Source organism: Nocardioides sp. URHA0020 (genome assembly GCF_000620705.1).
Lineage (GTDB): Bacteria > Actinomycetota > Actinomycetes > Propionibacteriales > Nocardioidaceae > Nocardioides.
In genome coordinates this window covers 100,100-116,673 of record NZ_JIAR01000033.1, presented here as the reverse complement: position 1 = coordinate 116,673, position 16,574 = coordinate 100,100, and the positions used below count along the sequence as shown (strand labels likewise).

The window sequence follows — 16,574 nt, the reverse complement described above, 5'->3', positions numbered from 1 at the left end:
CGGTGCAATCTGGCGCCGACTCGTCGTCGGGTCCGGCTCAGTGGCCGTGGCGCATGGCCTGGTGCAGGTCCCAGTTGAGGCGGGAGATCACGTCGAGCGGGATCTCCTTGGGGCAGGCGGCGGTGCACTCCCCGATGTTGGTGCAGCCACCGAAGCCCTCGTGGTCGTGCTGGGCGACCATGTCGACGACGCGGGTGTCGCGCTCGGGCTGGCCCTGCGGCAGCTCGCCGAGGTGCGTGATCTTGGCGCCCATGAAGAGCGACGCGGAGCCGTTCGGGCAGGCCGCCACGCAGGCGCCGCAGCCGATGCAGGTCGCCACGTTGAAGGCGCGGAGCGCGTCGTCGCGGGGGACCGGCACGGAGTGGGCCTCGGGGGCGGAGCCGGTGTTGACCGAGATGTAGCCGCCGGCCTGGATGATCCGGTCGAGGGCGCCACGGTCGACGACCAGGTCCTTGACCACCGGGAACGCGTCGGCGCGCCAGGGCTCGATCACGATCTCGTCGCCGTCCTTGAAGGACCGCATGTGCAGCTGGCAGGTGGTGGTGACCTCGGGGCCGTGGGCCTCGCCGTTGATCATCAGCCCACACATGCCGCAGATGCCCTCGCGACAGTCGGAGTCGAACGCGACCGGGTCCTCGCCCTTGCCGTTGAGCTGCTCGTTGAGCACGTCGAGCATCTCGAGGAACGACATGTCCTCGGAGACCCCGTCGAGCTCATAGGTGTGCATCGCGCCCTTCGACGCGGCGTCCGGCTGGCGCCAGATCTTGAGAGTCACCTTCATTACTTGTAGCTCCGCTGCTTCATCTCGATGGCCGTGTAGACGAGCTCTTCCTTGTGCAGGACGGGCGGCTCGTCATCGCCGGCGAACTCCCACGCGGCGACGTACGCGAACTGGTCGTCGTGGCGCAGCGCCTCGCCGTCCTCGGTCTGCGACTCGCCTCGGAAGTGGCCGCCGCAGGACTCGCGGCGGTTCAGGGCGTCGATGCACATCAGCTCACCGAGCTCGATGAAGTCGGCGACCCGGCCGGCCCGCTCGAGCGACTGGTTCAGGCTCTCGGCGGTGCCGAGCACCTTCACGTTGCGCCAGAAGTCGTCCTTGAGGGTGCGGATGAGGTCGATGGCCTTCTTCAGGCCGTCCTCGGTCCGCTCCATCCCGCAGTACTCCCACATGATGTTGCCGAGCTCGCGGTGGTAGGAGTCGACGCTGCGGGTGCCCTTGGTGGACAGGAAGTGGGTGACCCGGTCCTGGACCGCCTGCTTGGCCTCGACGACCGCCGGGTGGCTCTCGTCGACCTTCTCGAAGGGCCCGTCCGCGAGGTAGTCGCGGATGGTGTGCGGCAGCACGAAGTAGCCGTCGGCCAGGCCCTGCATCAGCGCGGACGCGCCGAGGCGGTTGGCACCGTGGTCGGAGAAGTTGGCCTCACCGGTCACGAACAGGCCCGGGATCGAGGACTGCAGGTCGTAGTCGACCCACAGGCCGCCCATCACGTAGTGGACGGCCGGGTAGATCCGCATCGGCGTCTCGTACGGGTTCTCGCCGGTGATCCGGGCGTACATGTCGAAGAGGTTGTCGTACTTCTCCTCGATGCCGTCGACGCCCAGGCGCTCGATCGCGGAGCTGAAGTCGAGGTAGACGCCGCGGCGTACGCCCTCGACCTCCGGGCCGACGCCGCGACCGTCGTCGCACACGTTCTTGGCGGCACGCGAGGCGATGTCACGGGGGACCAGGTTGCCGAAGGAGGGGTAGATCCGCTCCAGGTAGTAGTCGCGGTCCTCCTCGGGGATGTCGCGCGGGTCCTTGTCGCAGTCGGCCTTGTTCTTCGGCACCCAGATCCGGCCGTCGTTGCGCAGCGACTCCGACATCAGCGTCAGCTTGGACTGGTGCGCGCCGGTGACCGGGATGCAGGTCGGGTGGATCTGCGTGTAGCAGGGGTTGGCCATGTAGGCGCCCTTGCGGTGCGCGCGCCAGGCGGCGGTCACGTTCGAGCCCATGGCGTTGGTGGAGAGGAAGAAGACGTTGCCGTAGCCACCGGTCGCGAGGACGACCACGTCGGCCAGGTGGGTCTCGATCTCGCCGGTGACGAGGTCGCGAGCGATGATCCCGCGCGCCTTGCCCTCGACGATGATGACCTCGAGCATCTCGTGGCGCGTGAACTGCTCCACGGTGCCGGCCGCGACCTGGCGCTCCATCGCCTGGTAGGCGCCGATCAGCAACTGCTGGCCGGTCTGCCCACGAGCGTAGAACGTGCGCGACACCTGCACGCCGCCGAACGAGCGGTTGTCGAGGAGGCCGCCGTACTCGCGGGCGAACGGGACGCCCTGCGCGACGCACTGGTCGATGATGTTGGTGCTGACCTCGGCCAGGCGGTAGACGTTGGACTCGCGCGAGCGGTAGTCGCCGCCCTTGACCGTGTCGTAGAAGAGGCGGTGGACGGAGTCGCCGTCCTCCTTGTAGTTCTTGGCGGCGTTGATGCCGCCCTGCGCGGCGATCGAGTGGGCCCGGCGCGGGGAGTCCTGGTAGCAGAAGGACTTCACGTTGTAGCCGGCCTCGCCGAGCGTGGCCGCGGCGGCGCCGCCGGCCAGGCCGGTGCCGACGATGATCACGTCGAGCTTGCGGCGGTTGGACGGGTTGACGAGGCGGGCCTCGAACTTGCGCGTCTGCCAGCGCTCGTCGATCGGTCCGCCGGGCGCCTTGGTGTCCGCGATCGGGGCACCGGGCGTGTAGTAGCCGGCCGCGTCGTCGCCGTGGTCGGCGGGCGCGTCGTGGGACGGGTCGGACGTGAGGGTGGTGTCCGGCATGTCGGTCATGTGCGCAAAACCCCTTGGCTACTTGGTGATGACGCCGGCGAGGACGAAGATCGGGACGAGCGAGAACCCGCCGGCGATGACGACGGCGACGATCCAGCCGAGGGTCTTCGCGTTGCGACGGGCGCGGGTGTTGTTGGTGAGGCCGAGGGTCTGCGCCGAGCTCCACACCCCGTGGTGCAGGTGCATGGCCAGGGTCAGCATCGCGGCGAGGTAGATCAGCGTCATCCACCACGTGTCGAAGGTGTCGACGAGCAGGTTGTACGGGTCGTTGGTCGCGCCACCCGACACGTTGACCTTGCCGATGGTGAAGTTGACGAGGTGCCAGATGATGAAGAGCAGCAGCGTCAGCCCGCCCCAGCGCATGGTGCGCGAGGAGAGGCTCGAGGCGTTGTTCTTCTTCATCACGTACTGGGTGCGGCGGGCCCGTCGGGCGCGCTTCCAGAGCGCGGCCGCCGAGGCGACGTGCACGACCAGCGACACGATCAGGACGGACCGGATGATCCAGAGCGCCCCCTCGCGCGGGAGCATCGGCTCCCCGAGGATGCGGAGGTGCTCTGCGTACTCGTTGTAGGCGTCATGGCCGGAGAAGGCCTTGAGGTTGCCGTACATGTGCAGGAGCACGAACCCGATGAAGATGATGCCGCTGACGGCCATCAGGAGCTTGAGGGTGATGGTCGAGCGCGATGCTCGCGCTCCCCTGACCAGGGTCGTCGTTGCCACGATCAACCACGCTACCTCCCGCGTTCGGTACTGGGGACCGCAGGGGATGTGACTTACATCCGGTTAGCCGACCCTGGCCTCGCGTGCGACCACCGGCCGGTAGTGGTGCTCGACCAGCTCGTCGACGGCGTCCGGCCAGGAGCGGGACGCCAGGTCGCGGGCGCGTACGCCGAGCAGCCCCCGGCTGCGGTCCGCGGCCAGGGCGTCGACCGCGTCGCGCAGGCCGAAGCGGCGCGCGTCGTCGTACAGCAGCCCGGTCTCGAGGTGGCGTACGACGTCGGGGGCGCCGCCCGAGCGCGGCGCGACCACCGGCACCCCTGACGCCGCAGCCTCGCGCAGCGCGTGGCAGCAGGTCTCGCGGGTGCCCGGGTGCACCAGCAGGTCGAAGGTCGGCAGCACCGCGGCCAGGTCGCCCGTGCTCAGGCTGCCGGTGAGCTTGGCGCCCGGGAGGCGCGCCTCCAGCCAGCCTCGCTGCGGACCGTCGCCCACGATCACCGGCCGGATGCCGGGGACCTGGGCGAGCTCGACGAGGCGGCGTACGTCGTGCCGGTTGCGCAGGCTGCCGACGTACCCGACGACCACCAGCGGCCGGGGCAGGGTCCGCGCCCGCGACCAGCGGTCGTGCAGCCAGCCGTCACGCAGCGCCGGGGTGAAGGCGGAGGTGTCGACCCCGGGAGTCCAGAGCCGGGGCGCGCCACCGAGCTCGATGACCCGGTCGAGCATCCAGCGCGAGGTGACCAGCGTGGTCGCTGCACGCTCCCCGACGCGGGTGCGCCAGTAGTCGGCGGCGACGTCGAGCAGCGGTGACTGCTCGACCACCAGGCTCGGGATGCCGAGCCGCTCGGCGTGCTTGAGCGCCTTGCGCCCGACGGTGGCCGGAGAGGTCACGTGCACCACGTCGGGCCGGAACGACGTCAGCGCGTCGCGGACCTGCGCCCCGGGCCGGTCCAGCGTCCGGATCCGGGCGACCGGGCAGCCGCGGTACGTCGTCAGCCCGGGCCCCGGTGCGACCAGCTGCACCGCGTGACCGGTGTCGACCAGCCGGTCCACGACCGCCTTCACGGTGGTGGTCGTGCCGTCGACCGCGGGGAAGAACGTCTCGGTCACGAGGGTGATCCGCATGCGGCCAGGGTGACCGGGAGAGGTGGCCGACGGGCTGCCGCCAGGCAGATGTCGGATGAACCGAGCCCCCACCACGCAGGTGGAACACGTTCTCGCAATCTCGGTGTGGGCCCTTTCACATCCGGCGCGAAGTGTGCAGACTCACTGCACGACCACGACCGGAGGCTGCGGATGGCGACAGATCTGACGGGTGTGAACGGGCCCACGAGAGCCCGGATCGACGCGAAGACGCTTCGCACCGACAGATGGTGGCTCTATCCGGCGACGACCTTCGTGGTCTTCGCGGCCTTCATCGTCTACGCGACCTGGCGGGCCTTCTCGGGAGACAACTACTTCTCCGAGCCGTACCTCTCGCCCTTCTACTCGCCCTGCCTCAGCGACTCCTGCGTCGCGGGGTCCTCGGACTTCGGGCAGCCCTTCAGCTGGTGGAGCCTGTCGCCGGCGCTGATCATCCTGATCTTCCCGCTGGGCTTCCGGATGAGCTGCTACTACTACCGCAAGGCCTACTACCGCGCGTTTTGGCTGTCGCCGCCGGCCTGCGCGGTCGGCGAGCCCCACACGAAGTACACCGGCGAGACCCGCTTCCCGCTGATCTTCCAGAACGTCCACCGCTGGTTCTGGTACGCCGCCGTCGCGGTCGCGCTGATTCTGACGTACGACGTGGTGCTCGCGTTCGGCCCCGCGGAGGGCGAGTCCGACGGCATCCACATGGGGCTCGGCACGCTGCTCATGCTGATCAACGTGGTGCTCATCTGGGGATACACGCTGGGCTGCCACTCCTGCCGCCACATCGTGGGCGGCCGCCTGCGGCACTTCTCCAAGCACCCGGTCCGCTACAGGGCCTGGACGCTCGTGTCGAAGCTGAACGCCCGGCACGCCGCCTTCGCGTGGTACTCGCTCTTCTCGATCGCCATCGTCGACTTCTACATCTACCTGCTGGCGACCGGGACCATCGACGACGTGAGGTTCTTCTAGATGGCCGACAGCACCCGGCACCCGATGACCGGTAACGAGATGTCCGGCTCCAGCGAGGGCGGCATGGAGCGGCACACGTACGACGTCGTCGTGGTCGGCGCGGGCGGCGCGGGCCTGCGCGCCGCGATCGCCGCGCACGAGGCCGGCGCCCGCACGGCGGTCGTCTGCAAGTCGCTGCTCGGCAAGGCGCACACGGTGATGGCCGAGGGCGGCATCGCCGCGGCCATGGGCAACCGCTGGCCCGAGGACAACTGGGAGGTGCACTTCCGCGACACCATGCGCGGCGGCAAGATGCTGAACAACTGGCGGATGGCCCAGCTGCACGCCCAGGAGGCGCCCGAGCGGGTGCAGGAGCTCGAGGACTGGGGTGCGCTCTTCGACCGCACCGAGGACGGGCTGATCTCGCAGCGCGACTTCGGCGGCCACAAGTACGCCCGCCTCGCTCACGTCGGTGACCGCACGGGCCTGGAGATGATCCGCACCCTCCAGCAGCGCACCGTGCAGCTCGGCATCGACGTGTTCATGGAGTGCACCGTCACCGACCTGCTCAAGGACGGCGACACGATCGCCGGCGCCATCGGCTACTGGCGCGAGTCCGGCCGCTTCATCACCTTCGACGCCCCCACCGTGATCCTCGCGACCGGCGGGATCGGCAAGTCCTTCAAGGTGACCTCGAACTCCTGGGAGTACACGGGAGACGGCCACGCGCTGGCGATGCGCGCCGGAGCCGCCCTGATCAACATGGAGTTCGTGCAGTTCCACCCGACGGGCATGGTCTGGCCGCCGTCGGTGAAGGGGCTGCTGGTCACCGAGTCGGTGCGCGGCGACGGTGGCATCCTGCGCAACTCCGAGGGCAAGCGCTTCATGTTCGACTACATCCCGGAGTTCTTCAAGGCGGAGACGGCCGACACGATCGAGGAGGCCGACCGGTGGTACGACGACAAGAAGAACAACCGGCGCCCGCCTGAGCTCCTGCCGCGCGACGAGGTCGCCCGGGCGATCAACTCCGAGATCAAGGCCGGCCGCGGATCACCGCACGGTGGCATCTTCCTCGACATCGCGTCACGCCGTACGCCGGAGTTCATCCGCAAGCGGCTGCCCTCGATGTACCACCAGTTCAAGGAGCTGGCGGACGTCGACATCACCGCGGAGCCGATGGAGATCGGGCCGACCTGCCACTACGTGATGGGTGGCGTCGAGGTCGACGCGGACACCCAGGAGAGCGCGGTGACCGGGCTGTACGCCGTCGGGGAGTGCTCGGGCGGCATGCACGGGTCCAACCGGCTCGGTGGCAACTCGCTCGGTGACCTGCTGGTCTTCGGCAAGCGCGCGGGGGAGGCGGCCTCGGCGTACGCGGCCTCGCTCGGCGATGCCCGCCCGTCGGTCGACCAGGCCGACATCGACACGGCGAAGGCGAGCGCGCTCGCGCCGTTGGAGGTCGAAGGCGGCGAGAACCCCTACACGATCCAGCACGACCTGCAGCAGTCCATGAACGACCTCGTCGGCATCATCCGCACCGGCCCCGAGCTCGAGGAGTCGCTGCGGGAGATCGAGGCGTTCAAGGTGCGGGCGCAGACGATGGTCGTCGAGGGGCACCGGCAGTACAACCCCGGCTGGCACCTCGCGATCGACCTGCGCAACATGCTGATCGTCTCCGAGGCCATCGCCAAGGCGGCCCTGGCGCGCGAGGAGTCGCGCGGCGGCCACACGCGCGACGACTTCCCGAAGACCGACCACGAGGTCTGGGGCACGAAGAACCTCGTCGTCACGCTGAACGCCGACGGCACCGGGGTGGACCTGCACGAGAAGCCGCTCCCGGTGATGCCGGACGAGCTCAAGAAGTACTTCGAGTAGCGGTGGTCGAGGTGCGAGCGAAGCGAGCCAACACGGTGGTTGAGGTGCGAGCGAAGCGGGCCGACGCGGTGGTTGAGGTGCGAGCGAAGAGCCAACGCGGTGGTTGAGGTGCGAGCGAAGCGAGCCTCGAAACCACCCGGAGAAGGGAAGCAACAGTGGGCTACGACCTGAAGATGCGCGTCTGGCGCGGTGACCAGGAGGGCGGCGACCTCGCCGACTACACCGTCGAGGTCTCCGAGGGCGAGGTCGTCCTGGACGCCCTGCACCGCCTTCAGGCCACCCAGACCGGTGACCTCGCGATCCGGTGGAACTGCAAGGCCGGCAAGTGCGGCTCCTGCTCGGCCGAGATCAACGGCCGCCCCAAGCTGCTGTGCATGACCCGGCTCTCCGACTTCGAGCCGACCGAGACGATCACGGTCACCCCGATGCGGACCTTCCCCGTCATCCGCGACCTAGTCACCGACGTCTCGTTCAACTACGAGAAGGCCAAGGAGCTGCCGTACGCCGAGCTCCCGCCGCGCGACGCCGACGGCAAGCGCCGGATGGCGCAGATCGACGTCGAGCGCGGGCAGGAGTTCCGCAAGTGCATCGAGTGCTTCCTGTGCCAGGACACCTGCCACGTCGTCCGCGACCACGAGGACAACAAGCCGGCGTTCGCCGGGCCGCGGTTCTTCCTGCGGTACGCCGAGCTCGACATGCACCCGCTCGACACCCATGACCGCCGTGCGCTGGCCCAGGGCGCGGCCGGGCTGGGGATGTGCAACATCACCAAGTGCTGCACCGAGGTGTGTCCCGAGGGCATCAAGATCACCGACAACGCGATCATCCCGATGAAGGAGCGCGTGGTCGACCGCAAGTACGACCCGCTCGTCTGGCTGGGCAGCAAGATCGGCTTGCGCAACAAGGACAACGACGGACGTATCGAGATTCAGCCCTAGTTGGGTATCTCTATCCAGTAACCTCCGTTCGTGGGTCGACGACGGACGGGTGAGCTGCGCGGCATGCTCCCCGTGAGCGGGCCATCGGTCGTCGGCATCGACGACCTCGAGGCGAGCCCGACCCCGGCGTACGACTTCCCCGTCGAGCGGCCGAACGTCCTAGTGGTGACCGTCGACGACCTGGCCTCGGTCGACATGCCGTACCTGCCGCGCGTGCGCCGCCTGATGGAGAAGGGCGGGGTGGCCTTCTCCGACGCGCTGGCTCCGACCCCGCTGTGCGCACCGTCGCGGGCGTCGCTGCTCAGCGGGCAGTACGCCCAGAACCATGGCGTCCTCAGCATCACCGGCCCGAGCGGCGGGTACGCCGCGTTCACCGACCAGGACACGATCGCGACCGCGCACCAGGCCGCGGGCTACGACACGCTCTTCACCGGCAAGTACATCAACGGCTACGGCAAGAACGGCACCGAGCAGGACCTGCCGGCCGGCTGGACCGACTGGCGCGCGACGATCGACCCGTCGACGTACAACTTCATCAACCCGAAGATGAACTGCAACGGCGTCATCGCCCGCGCCCAGGGCTACACGACCGACGTGATGACCGCGCACGCCCAGGAGATGATCAGCGCCGACCGGGGTGGTCGCCCGTGGTTCGCGTGGGTCAACTTCGTCGCGCCGCACACCGGGGGCCCGGCCGGTCCGGGGGACCCCAAGCTGCTCTACCGGGACACGACGGCTGCGTTCGAGACGACCGTCCCGCACCCGCGGGACCGCAACTACTTCCGCAAGGTGCCGCTGCCCCTGCTGCCCAGCTCGTTCCCGGACGGCGATGCCCTGGTCCCCGCGCACGCCCCGGCCAACGCGAAGCGGTTCGACGCGCTCCAGAAGCGGGCCCTGGACATCGTCTACCAGCGGCGGATCGAGGCGGCCCGGGGCCTCGACCGTGCGATGGCGAAGCTGATCCGCACCCTGCGCAAGACCAAGCAGCTCGACCGCACGCTGATCGTCTTCCACTCCGACAACGGCTACGCCATCGGACCGCACAACATGAACGGCAAGCGGTTCCACTACGACGAGTCGCTCCGGGTCCCGCTCTACCTGCGCGGCCCCGGCCTGCCGCAGGGTGTGGTGGTGCCCACTGCGGTCACCATCCCCGACGTGGTCGCGACGATCTTCGCCGCCACCGGCGTGGAGCCACCGCGCCCGCTCGACGGCGTCGACCTGCTGCCGTGGATCAGCGCCCCGGCCCAGGTGCGCGTCGTGCCGATCGCCTCCTGGGCCGCCGACCAGGCGCGCTGGCAGTACCGCGGCGTCCGCCTCGGCCCGTGGACCTACGTCGAATACCGACGCGGCGGTGCCGAGCTCTACAACCGCGACAGCGACCCGTACGAGGTCCAGAACCTGGCCGACGACCCGGCGTACGCCGACGTCAGCGCCACCCTCTCGACCCTCACCGAGCGCTACCGGGCCTGCGCCGGCGCCACCGCCCCGAAGGACTTCTACGCCGCCGCCCCCCTCGCCCCCGCCGGCTGACTCCTCCTGACCACCTGACCGGTGCTCGACCCTCGAACCCGCCCCTCCGGTGGTCGAGCAGCGAGCGCCAGCGAGCGTCGTCGAGACCCCCGCACCCGACGTCCTGCCTCGGGTGCGGGGGTTTCGAGACGGGCCTGGCGGCCCTCCTCAACCACCGGAGTGGGGTCGCAGCCCCGGTGGTCGAGCAGCGAGCGCCAGCGAGCGCCGTCGAGACCCCCGCACCCGACGTCCTGCCTCGGGTGCGGGGGTTTCGAGACGGGCCTGGCGGCCCTCCTCAACCACCGGGGGCCGCCGGCCTCCTCAACCACCGGGGGTTCCGGTGGTTGAGGTGCGAAGGCCGCCAGGCCTGAGCCTCGAAACCACCCTGCACGCGACGTACCGCCTCGGGTGCGGGGGTTTCGAGACGGGCCTGGCGGCCCTCCTCAACCACCGGAGTGGGGCCGCGCCCTCCTCAACCACCGGGGGCTTCCGGTGGTTGAGGTGCGAAGGCCGCCAGGCCTGAGCCTCGAAACCACCGCGCACGCGACGTACTGCTTCGGGTGCGGGGGTTTCGAGACGGGCCTGGCGGCCCTCCTCAACCACCGGGGGGCCGCGTCCTCCTCAACCACTGGGTGGAGTGGCGGCCCTCCTCAACCACCGGGGGGCCGGGCGCCGACGCAGTCGTACGGCGATCGGGGACGCCGAAAAGGTCACACTCTGTAGCCGACGTCACGGTGCGCTCCTATCGTTCGCAGCATGACTGTCGAGGGCGGGCTGGACGAGCCCAGCGAGCTGGAGCCGGCGCCGGGCTCTCTGCACCTGGCCGCGCCGGAGGACGCGTGGACCGCGGCCGACTGGGAGCGGGAGGCCGCCGCGGTGCTCCGCAAGGCCCGCCGGCTGGGTGCCGACGACGCGGACGACCTGGTGTGGTCGAGGCTCGCGCGGACCACGCTCGACGGCATCGCGGTCACCCCGCTCGGGATTCCGCAGGACCTCAGCGCGCTCGAGACCTCGGGCCGACCGCAGCGCCAGGGGCCGTGGGACGTGCGGGCGTTCGTCGACGGTCGCGAGGCGAGGCTGGCCAACGAGGAGGCGCTCGTCGACCTCGACGGAGGGGTGACCAGTCTCTGGCTGAAGGTGGACGGCGACACCGACCTCGACGTGCTGCTCGACCGGGTGCTGCTGGACCTCGCGCCGGTCGTCCTCGACGGCGCAGACCCGGCGAGGGCCGCGGCGTACCTGAAGGGCCGCGAGCTGCACCCCGACACCAACCTCGGCGTCCCCGCCGCTGCTGCCACCGCCGAGACCGCCCGGGCGGCGCAGCGGCTCGAGGTCCGCGGCTTCGTCATCGACGCGACGACGGTCCACGACCGCGGCGCCTCGGACGCGCAGGAGCTCGGCTGGTCGATGGCCGCGGGCGCGGCGTACCTCCGCACCCTGACCGCCGCCGGACTGAGCGTCGACGAGGCGGCCGGCCTGGTCGAGTTCCGGTACGCCGCGACCGACGAGCAGTTCCCGACGATCGCCAAGCTGCGGGCGGCCCGTCGGCTCTGGGCGCGCGTGCTCGAGACCAGCCAGGCCAGCACCCGCGAGCTGCGGCTGCACGCCGTCACCAGTCGCCCGATGATGAGCAAGTACGACCCCTGGGTCAACATGCTGCGCACCACCGTGGCGGCCTTCGCCGCCGGCGTCGGGGGAGCGGACAGCGTGACCGTGCTGCCCTTCGACAGCCCGCTCGGCCGACCGGAGGCGCTGGGTCGCCGGGTCGCCCGCAACACCTCCCACCTGCTGATCGACGAGTCGCACGTCGCGCAGGTCGCCGACCCGGCCGGCGGGTCGTACGCCGTCGAGAAGCTCACCGACGACCTGGCTCGCGCGGCCTGGGAGGTCCTCGGTCGACTGGACGACGGCGGTGACCTGGAGCTCGAGATCGCGGAGACGGTCGCGAGGCGGGAGGCCGAGATCGCGAAGCGGACGCGGCCGATCACCGGGCTGACCGAGTTCCCGAACCTCGACGAGACCCTGCCCGAGCGGCGCCCGACCGACGAGTGGGACGACGTACGCCGCTACGGCGCCAGCTTCGAGGCACTCCGCGACGAGCCCGCGAGCGGCCCGGTGCACCTGGTTGCCCTCGGCACCGTCGCACAGCACACTGCGCGGGCTACCTTCGCCAGCAACCTCTTCGCCGCCGGCGGCATCGCCGTCACCACGGACGTCGATGGGCACCGGGTCGCGTGTGTGGTGGGCACCGACGCGGCCTATGACGAGCAGGGCGCCGAGACCGCCGCAGCGCTCCGCGAGAGCGGGGTCGAGTGGGTCGTCGTCGCCGGGAAGCCCCGCGACTGGGCCGACGACTCCTGCGCGATGGGCGTCGACGCCCTGGACTTCCTGACCCGGACGAGGGAGAGGCTGGCATGAGCGTCCCGACGAGCTTCAGCGGTGAGCCCTGGATGTCCCCGGAGGGCATCGAGATCAAGCCGTCGTACGGACCCGAGGACGTGGAGGGGCTCGACGCGCTCGGCACCTTCCCCGGTCTGAGCCCGTTCCTGCGTGGTCCCTACCCGACGATGTACACGACCCAGCCGTGGACGGTCCGGCAGTACGCCGGCTTCTCGACCGCGGAGGAGTCCAACGCCTTCTACCGCCGCAATCTCGCGGCCGGGCAGAAGGGCCTGAGCGTCGCCTTCGACCTCGCGACCCACCGCGGCTACGACTCCGACCACCCGCGGGTGCGCGGCGACGTCGGCATGGCGGGCGTGGCGATCGACTCGATCTACGACACCCGCACGCTCTTCGACGGCATCCCGCTCGACGAGATGTCGGTGTCGATGACCATGAACGGCGCGGTGCTCCCGGTGCTCGCGCTCTACATCGCGGCGGCCGAGGAGCAGGGGGTGAAGCCGGAGCAGCTCGCGGGGACGATCCAGAACGACATCCTCAAGGAGTTCATGGTCCGCAACACCTACATCTACCCGCCGGCGCCGAGCATGCGGATCATCTCCGACATCTTCAGCTACACCTCCGCGAAGATGCCGCGCTTCAACTCGATCTCGATCTCCGGCTACCACATCCAGGAGGCCGGAGCCACGGCCGACCTGGAGCTCGCGTACACGCTCGCCGACGGTGTCGAGTACATCCGCGCCGGCCTGTCCACGGGCATGACCATCGACCAGTTCGCGCCACGGCTCTCCTTCTTCTGGGCGATCGGCATGAACTTCTTCATGGAGATCGCGAAGATGCGCGCCGCCCGCGCCCTGTGGGCGCGGCTGGTGCGCGAGTTCGAGCCGCAGAACCCGAAGTCGCTCAGCCTGCGCACCCACAGCCAGACCTCTGGCTGGTCGCTGACCGCCCAGGACGTCTTCAACAACGTCGGACGCACCGCGATCGAGGCGATGGCCGCGACCCAGGGCCACACCCAGTCGCTGCACACCAACGCCCTCGACGAGGCGATCGCGCTGCCGACCGACTTCTCGGCCCGGATCGCACGCAACACCCAGCTGCTGCTCCAGCAGGAGAGCGGCACGACCGGGACGATCGACCCGTGGGCCGGGTCCTACTACGTGGAGCGCCTCACCCACGACCTCGCCGAGCGCGCCTGGGCCCACATCCAGGAGGCCGAGCGGGCCGGTGGCATGGCCGCCGCGATCGAGCAGGGCATCCCGAAGATGCGCATCGAGGAGGCGGCCGCCCGCACCCAGGCGCGGATCGACTCCGGCGCCCAGAAGGTGATCGGCGTCAACACCTACCGCCTGGCCGCCGAGGACAAGCTCGACGTGCTCAAGGTCGACAACGACGACGTCTACCGCCAGCAGATCGCCAAGCTGGAGCGGCTCCGCGCGGAGCGCAACGACGACGACGTACGGAGATCGCTCGAGGCGCTGACCAGCTCGGCCGAGCGGGGTGCGGAGCAGGGCAGCCTCGACGGCAACCTGCTCGCGCTGGCCGTGGACGCGGCCCGGGCCAAGGCCACGGTCGGGGAGATCTCCGACGCGCTGGAGAAGGTCTACGGCCGCCACCAGGCCGTGATCCGTACGATCAGCGGCGTGTACAGGGACGAGTCGAGCCACGGTGACGGCTCCCTGCTCAAGCAGGTGCTCGACGCGACCGCGGAGTTCGAGGAGGCCGAGGGCCGACGCCCGCGCATTCTGGTCGCCAAGATGGGCCAGGACGGCCACGACCGGGGCCAGAAGGTCATCGTCAGCGCGTTCGCCGACATGGGCTTCGACGTCGACGTGGGTCCGCTGTTCTCGACCCCCGAGGAGGTCGCCCAGCAGGCGGTCGACGCCGACGTGCACATCGTCGGGGTCTCGTCGCTGGCCGCCGGCCACCTCACGCTGCTGCCCGCGCTGAAGGCCGCGCTGGCCGAGCAGGGCCGCCCCGACATCATGGTCGTGATCGGCGGCGTGATCCCGCCCGACGACGTGCCCACGCTGCGGGAGATGGGCGCCGCCTCGGTGTTCCTGCCCGGCACGGTGATCGCCGAGTCGGCGCTGGACCTCCTGGCCAAGCTGCGGGATCAGCTCGACCACTGAGGCCGGCGGTCGGGAGCTGTCAGCCCACCTTGACGACGTATCCGGAGTAGCCCCGCAGGATCCCGGCGACCCCGGCCTCGAGGCCACGCCGGGCGCGCTCGACGGTGAAGGTGGACGCGTCTGAGAGCGGCTCCGTGCCGGAGCCGCCCCCGCGCGCGGTGGTGCCCTTCCACACGGCCGCCGTGACGTTTGCGGTCGGCTCCGCGAGCTCGGCTCCCAGCAGCAGGAACTTCTGGTCGAGCCAGCTCGAGGTAACCAGGGCCAGCGGATCGGCGAGGGCGTCGCCCGTGCTGATGACGAGGTCCGGCTCGAGGTCGATCGCGGCCTGGATCGCGGGGAGGTAGTTGCCGGGGTCGTGGGCGGGGACGGGATGGACGCTCACCTTGTTGGCTGCGGCCCACGTCCGCACCGCTGTCGCCAGACGGCGCGCGGAGACGGAGTCGTCGGTCGAGAGCAGGGCGACCGAGTAGCCGGACGGCACGGTCACCCCGCTCCACGAGTGCGGGCTCGGCGTGAGGGTGCCACCTGGCGCTGGGGGAGCGCTGGGGGTGACGAAGCCGGGTCCGAGTGAGCCCGTGCCCGGGCTGGCCTGGATCGGGCCGCCGTCGGCACCGATGACGCCCGGGCTGGTCCCCGGGGCGCTCGGGAGCCTCGACCCCGCACCGGCGACGGGCGCCGCGCCGGAGGCGCCGGTGTCGGCGCCTGCGCAACCGGCGGCGAGCACCGCTGTCAGCGCGAGAGCGGGCAGGACCAGGAGACTGCGAGGGCGGGGCACCCGTCTTTCCTATCCGATCGGCAGGGCCCGGTTCCAACCAGGGACGGCCGGTCCACACGATGTTCTGCCAGCGGACGACTCGCGTTCATCCAGTGTCGCGACCCTTCGCCAGCCATGCTTACGAAACTCTCCCGCCCCCTTGTCCTTGTCGGCCTCCTCCTCGCGATCGCCTGGTGGTCACCGCCGGCTTCGGCGCACGGATTCAGCTCCGTCGTGTACGCCGACATCACCTCGTCGAGCCCCGGAAGCATCCAGGTCGATCTCGCGCTGGAGGAGGACCTGCTGATCTACTCCGCGGCCGATGACGCAGGTGACGACCAGCTGGTCGAGGAGGGGCAGCCGGCCTGGGACTCGGGTGATCTGGCGGCGCAGGCCGCCGTGCTGAATGCGCACGCAGACGCCCTCCTCGGCTACGTCGAGGACCGCTTCGGGGTGAGCGCGAAGGGCGAAGCGTGCGTCGCGAAGCAGGCGGGGGACTTCACCGTCGAGCTCCGCGACGTGCCGTACCTCCACGTCAAGCTGGACTATGACTGCGCCCGGAACGCGACCGCGCACGAGATCCACAGCACCCTCTTCCCCGACGGCGAGGGCTATGTCAGCGGCACCAAGACGATCGTGACCTACGACCTCGACTTCAAGGACGGCAGCGCGGCCCTGGACTCATCGCGCACCTCGTTCTCCACCGACCAGTCGGCCGGGGCACGCTTCTGGGAGTTCTTCTCCCTGGGGGGCGAGCACCTGCTCACCGGGATCGATCACATCCTGTTCCTGATAGCGCTGATCGCTGGCTCGCGTAGCCTGCGCGAGATCGTGCTGGCTGCGACCACCTTCACGGTCGCGCACTCCGTCACGCTGTTGCTCGCGGCGCTCGGCGTCGTCAAGGTGCCCAGTGGAGTCGTCGAGCCGTTGATCGCGCTGTCCATCGCCGTCGTCGCCGGTTGGTACCTGTGGCGGTTGTGGCGACACGGCCCCGACGCGCTGGAGATCGACACCACCAGCAGCAGCCACTTCGCGCTCGACCGTGCCGGGTGGGGACGGCTCGGCGTGGTGTTCTGCTTCGGCCTGATCCACGGACTCGGCTTCGCCGGCGCGCTGGGCATCGAGCAGGCTTGGTCCTGGACGCTGCTGTGGTCCCTGCTCGTCTTCAACCTCGGGATCGAGGCCGTCCAGCTCGGCCTGATCGCGCTGATCTTCCCGCTGCTCGCGGTGCTCCGTCACCGCAGCCCGCGGGCCGGACGCGTGGTCACCGGCACGATCGCCGCGGTGGTCAGCGTCTTCGGCCTGCTCTGGTTCGTCCAGCGGATCACCGCCGGTTGACGAACCGGCCCGCACTCGACG

12 protein-coding genes are annotated in these 16,574 nt (G+C 70.1%); 7 read left to right on the top strand and 5 right to left on the bottom strand.

All coding sequences use genetic code 11. The annotated features are described in order from the left end of the window. Positions 1-37: 37 nt before the first annotated feature. The 4 genes from N542_RS0102985 to N542_RS0102970 all read right to left on the bottom strand — a co-directional run bounded on the left by N542_RS0102985 (position 38) and on the right by N542_RS0102970 (position 4,650). On the bottom strand, positions 38-781 hold the full coding sequence (locus tag N542_RS0102985) for a succinate dehydrogenase/fumarate reductase iron-sulfur subunit (protein ID WP_028642665.1): 744 nt from the start codon (positions 779-781) through the stop codon (positions 38-40). Further along, entirely contained in the window at positions 781-2,799 is a 2,019-nt protein-coding gene (locus tag N542_RS0102980; RefSeq protein ID WP_028642664.1) for a fumarate reductase/succinate dehydrogenase flavoprotein subunit, read from the bottom strand. Before N542_RS0102980 ends, N542_RS0102985 begins: the two co-directional genes overlap by 1 nt. Positions 2,800-2,826: 27 nt before the next feature. Next, on the bottom strand, positions 2,827-3,528 hold the full coding sequence (locus tag N542_RS0102975; RefSeq protein ID WP_028642663.1) for a succinate dehydrogenase cytochrome b subunit: 702 nt from the start codon (positions 3,526-3,528) through the stop codon (positions 2,827-2,829). Positions 3,529-3,591: 63 nt separating this feature from the next. Then, entirely contained in the window at positions 3,592-4,650 is a 1,059-nt protein-coding gene (locus N542_RS0102970; protein WP_036506171.1) for a glycosyltransferase, read from the bottom strand. 171 nt (positions 4,651-4,821) lie between these two features. On the opposite strand from N542_RS0102970, the gene N542_RS0102965 reads away from it, so the two are divergent. The 6 genes from N542_RS0102965 to scpA all read left to right on the top strand — a co-directional run bounded on the left by N542_RS0102965 (position 4,822) and on the right by scpA (position 14,461). Further along, the gene (locus N542_RS0102965) at positions 4,822-5,625 is read left to right on the top strand and encodes a hypothetical protein (protein ID WP_028642661.1); all 804 of its coding nucleotides are present in this window, start codon (positions 4,822-4,824) and stop codon (positions 5,623-5,625) included. Continuing rightward, the gene (locus tag N542_RS0102960; RefSeq protein WP_028642660.1) at positions 5,626-7,479 is read left to right on the top strand and encodes a fumarate reductase/succinate dehydrogenase flavoprotein subunit; all 1,854 of its coding nucleotides are present in this window, start codon (positions 5,626-5,628) and stop codon (positions 7,477-7,479) included. It abuts the gene before it with no gap. A 155-nt stretch (positions 7,480-7,634) separates the two neighbouring features. Beyond that, positions 7,635-8,417: a succinate dehydrogenase/fumarate reductase iron-sulfur subunit gene (locus N542_RS0102955; RefSeq protein WP_028642659.1), complete on the top strand. Its 783-nt coding sequence runs from the start codon at positions 7,635-7,637 to the stop codon at positions 8,415-8,417. A gap of 30 nt (positions 8,418-8,447) precedes the next feature. Further along, on the top strand, positions 8,448-9,950 hold the full coding sequence (locus N542_RS23105; RefSeq protein ID WP_155992832.1) for a sulfatase family protein: 1,503 nt from the start codon (positions 8,448-8,450) through the stop codon (positions 9,948-9,950). Positions 9,951-10,685: 735 nt separating this feature from the next. Continuing rightward, on the top strand, positions 10,686-12,347 hold the full coding sequence (locus tag N542_RS0102945) for a methylmalonyl-CoA mutase family protein (protein WP_036506168.1): 1,662 nt from the start codon (positions 10,686-10,688) through the stop codon (positions 12,345-12,347). Then, positions 12,344-14,461 carry a methylmalonyl-CoA mutase gene (gene scpA, locus N542_RS23100; protein WP_081794991.1) on the top strand — a complete coding sequence of 706 codons (2,118 nt, stop codon included), beginning with the start codon at positions 12,344-12,346 and terminating at the stop codon, positions 14,459-14,461. Before N542_RS0102945 ends, scpA begins: the two co-directional genes overlap by 4 nt. Before the next feature lie 19 nt (positions 14,462-14,480). Here scpA and N542_RS0102935 read toward each other — a convergent pair whose 3' ends face one another. Beyond that, positions 14,481-15,236 carry a hypothetical protein gene (locus N542_RS0102935; protein ID WP_028642657.1) on the bottom strand — a complete coding sequence of 252 codons (756 nt, stop codon included), beginning with the start codon at positions 15,234-15,236 and terminating at the stop codon, positions 14,481-14,483. Between the two features lie 213 nt (positions 15,237-15,449). Between N542_RS0102935 and N542_RS0102930 the strand changes: the two genes are divergently transcribed. After that, positions 15,450-16,553, top strand: a complete 1,104-nt coding sequence (locus N542_RS0102930) for a HupE/UreJ family protein (RefSeq protein WP_231482412.1) — start codon at positions 15,450-15,452, stop codon at positions 16,551-16,553. The last annotated feature ends 21 nt before the right edge of the window (positions 16,554-16,574 follow it).

Excerpts from the sequence above, each read along its gene's own strand:
- N542_RS0102985 (WP_028642665.1), bottom strand. The coding sequence starts at position 781 with ATGAAGGTGACTCTCAAGATCTGGCGCCAGCCGGACGCCGCGTCGAAG.
- N542_RS0102980 (WP_028642664.1), bottom strand. The coding sequence starts at position 2,799 with ATGCCGGACACCACCCTCACGTCCGACCCGTCCCACGACGCGCCCGCC.
- N542_RS0102970 (WP_036506171.1), bottom strand. The coding sequence starts at position 4,650 with ATGCGGATCACCCTCGTGACCGAGACGTTCTTCCCCGCGGTCGACGGC.
- N542_RS0102965 (WP_028642661.1), top strand. The coding sequence starts at position 4,822 with ATGGCGACAGATCTGACGGGTGTGAACGGGCCCACGAGAGCCCGGATC.
- N542_RS0102960 (WP_028642660.1), top strand. The coding sequence starts at position 5,626 with ATGGCCGACAGCACCCGGCACCCGATGACCGGTAACGAGATGTCCGGC.
- N542_RS0102945 (WP_036506168.1), top strand. The coding sequence starts at position 10,686 with ATGACTGTCGAGGGCGGGCTGGACGAGCCCAGCGAGCTGGAGCCGGCG.
- scpA (WP_081794991.1), top strand. The coding sequence starts at position 12,344 with ATGAGCGTCCCGACGAGCTTCAGCGGTGAGCCCTGGATGTCCCCGGAG.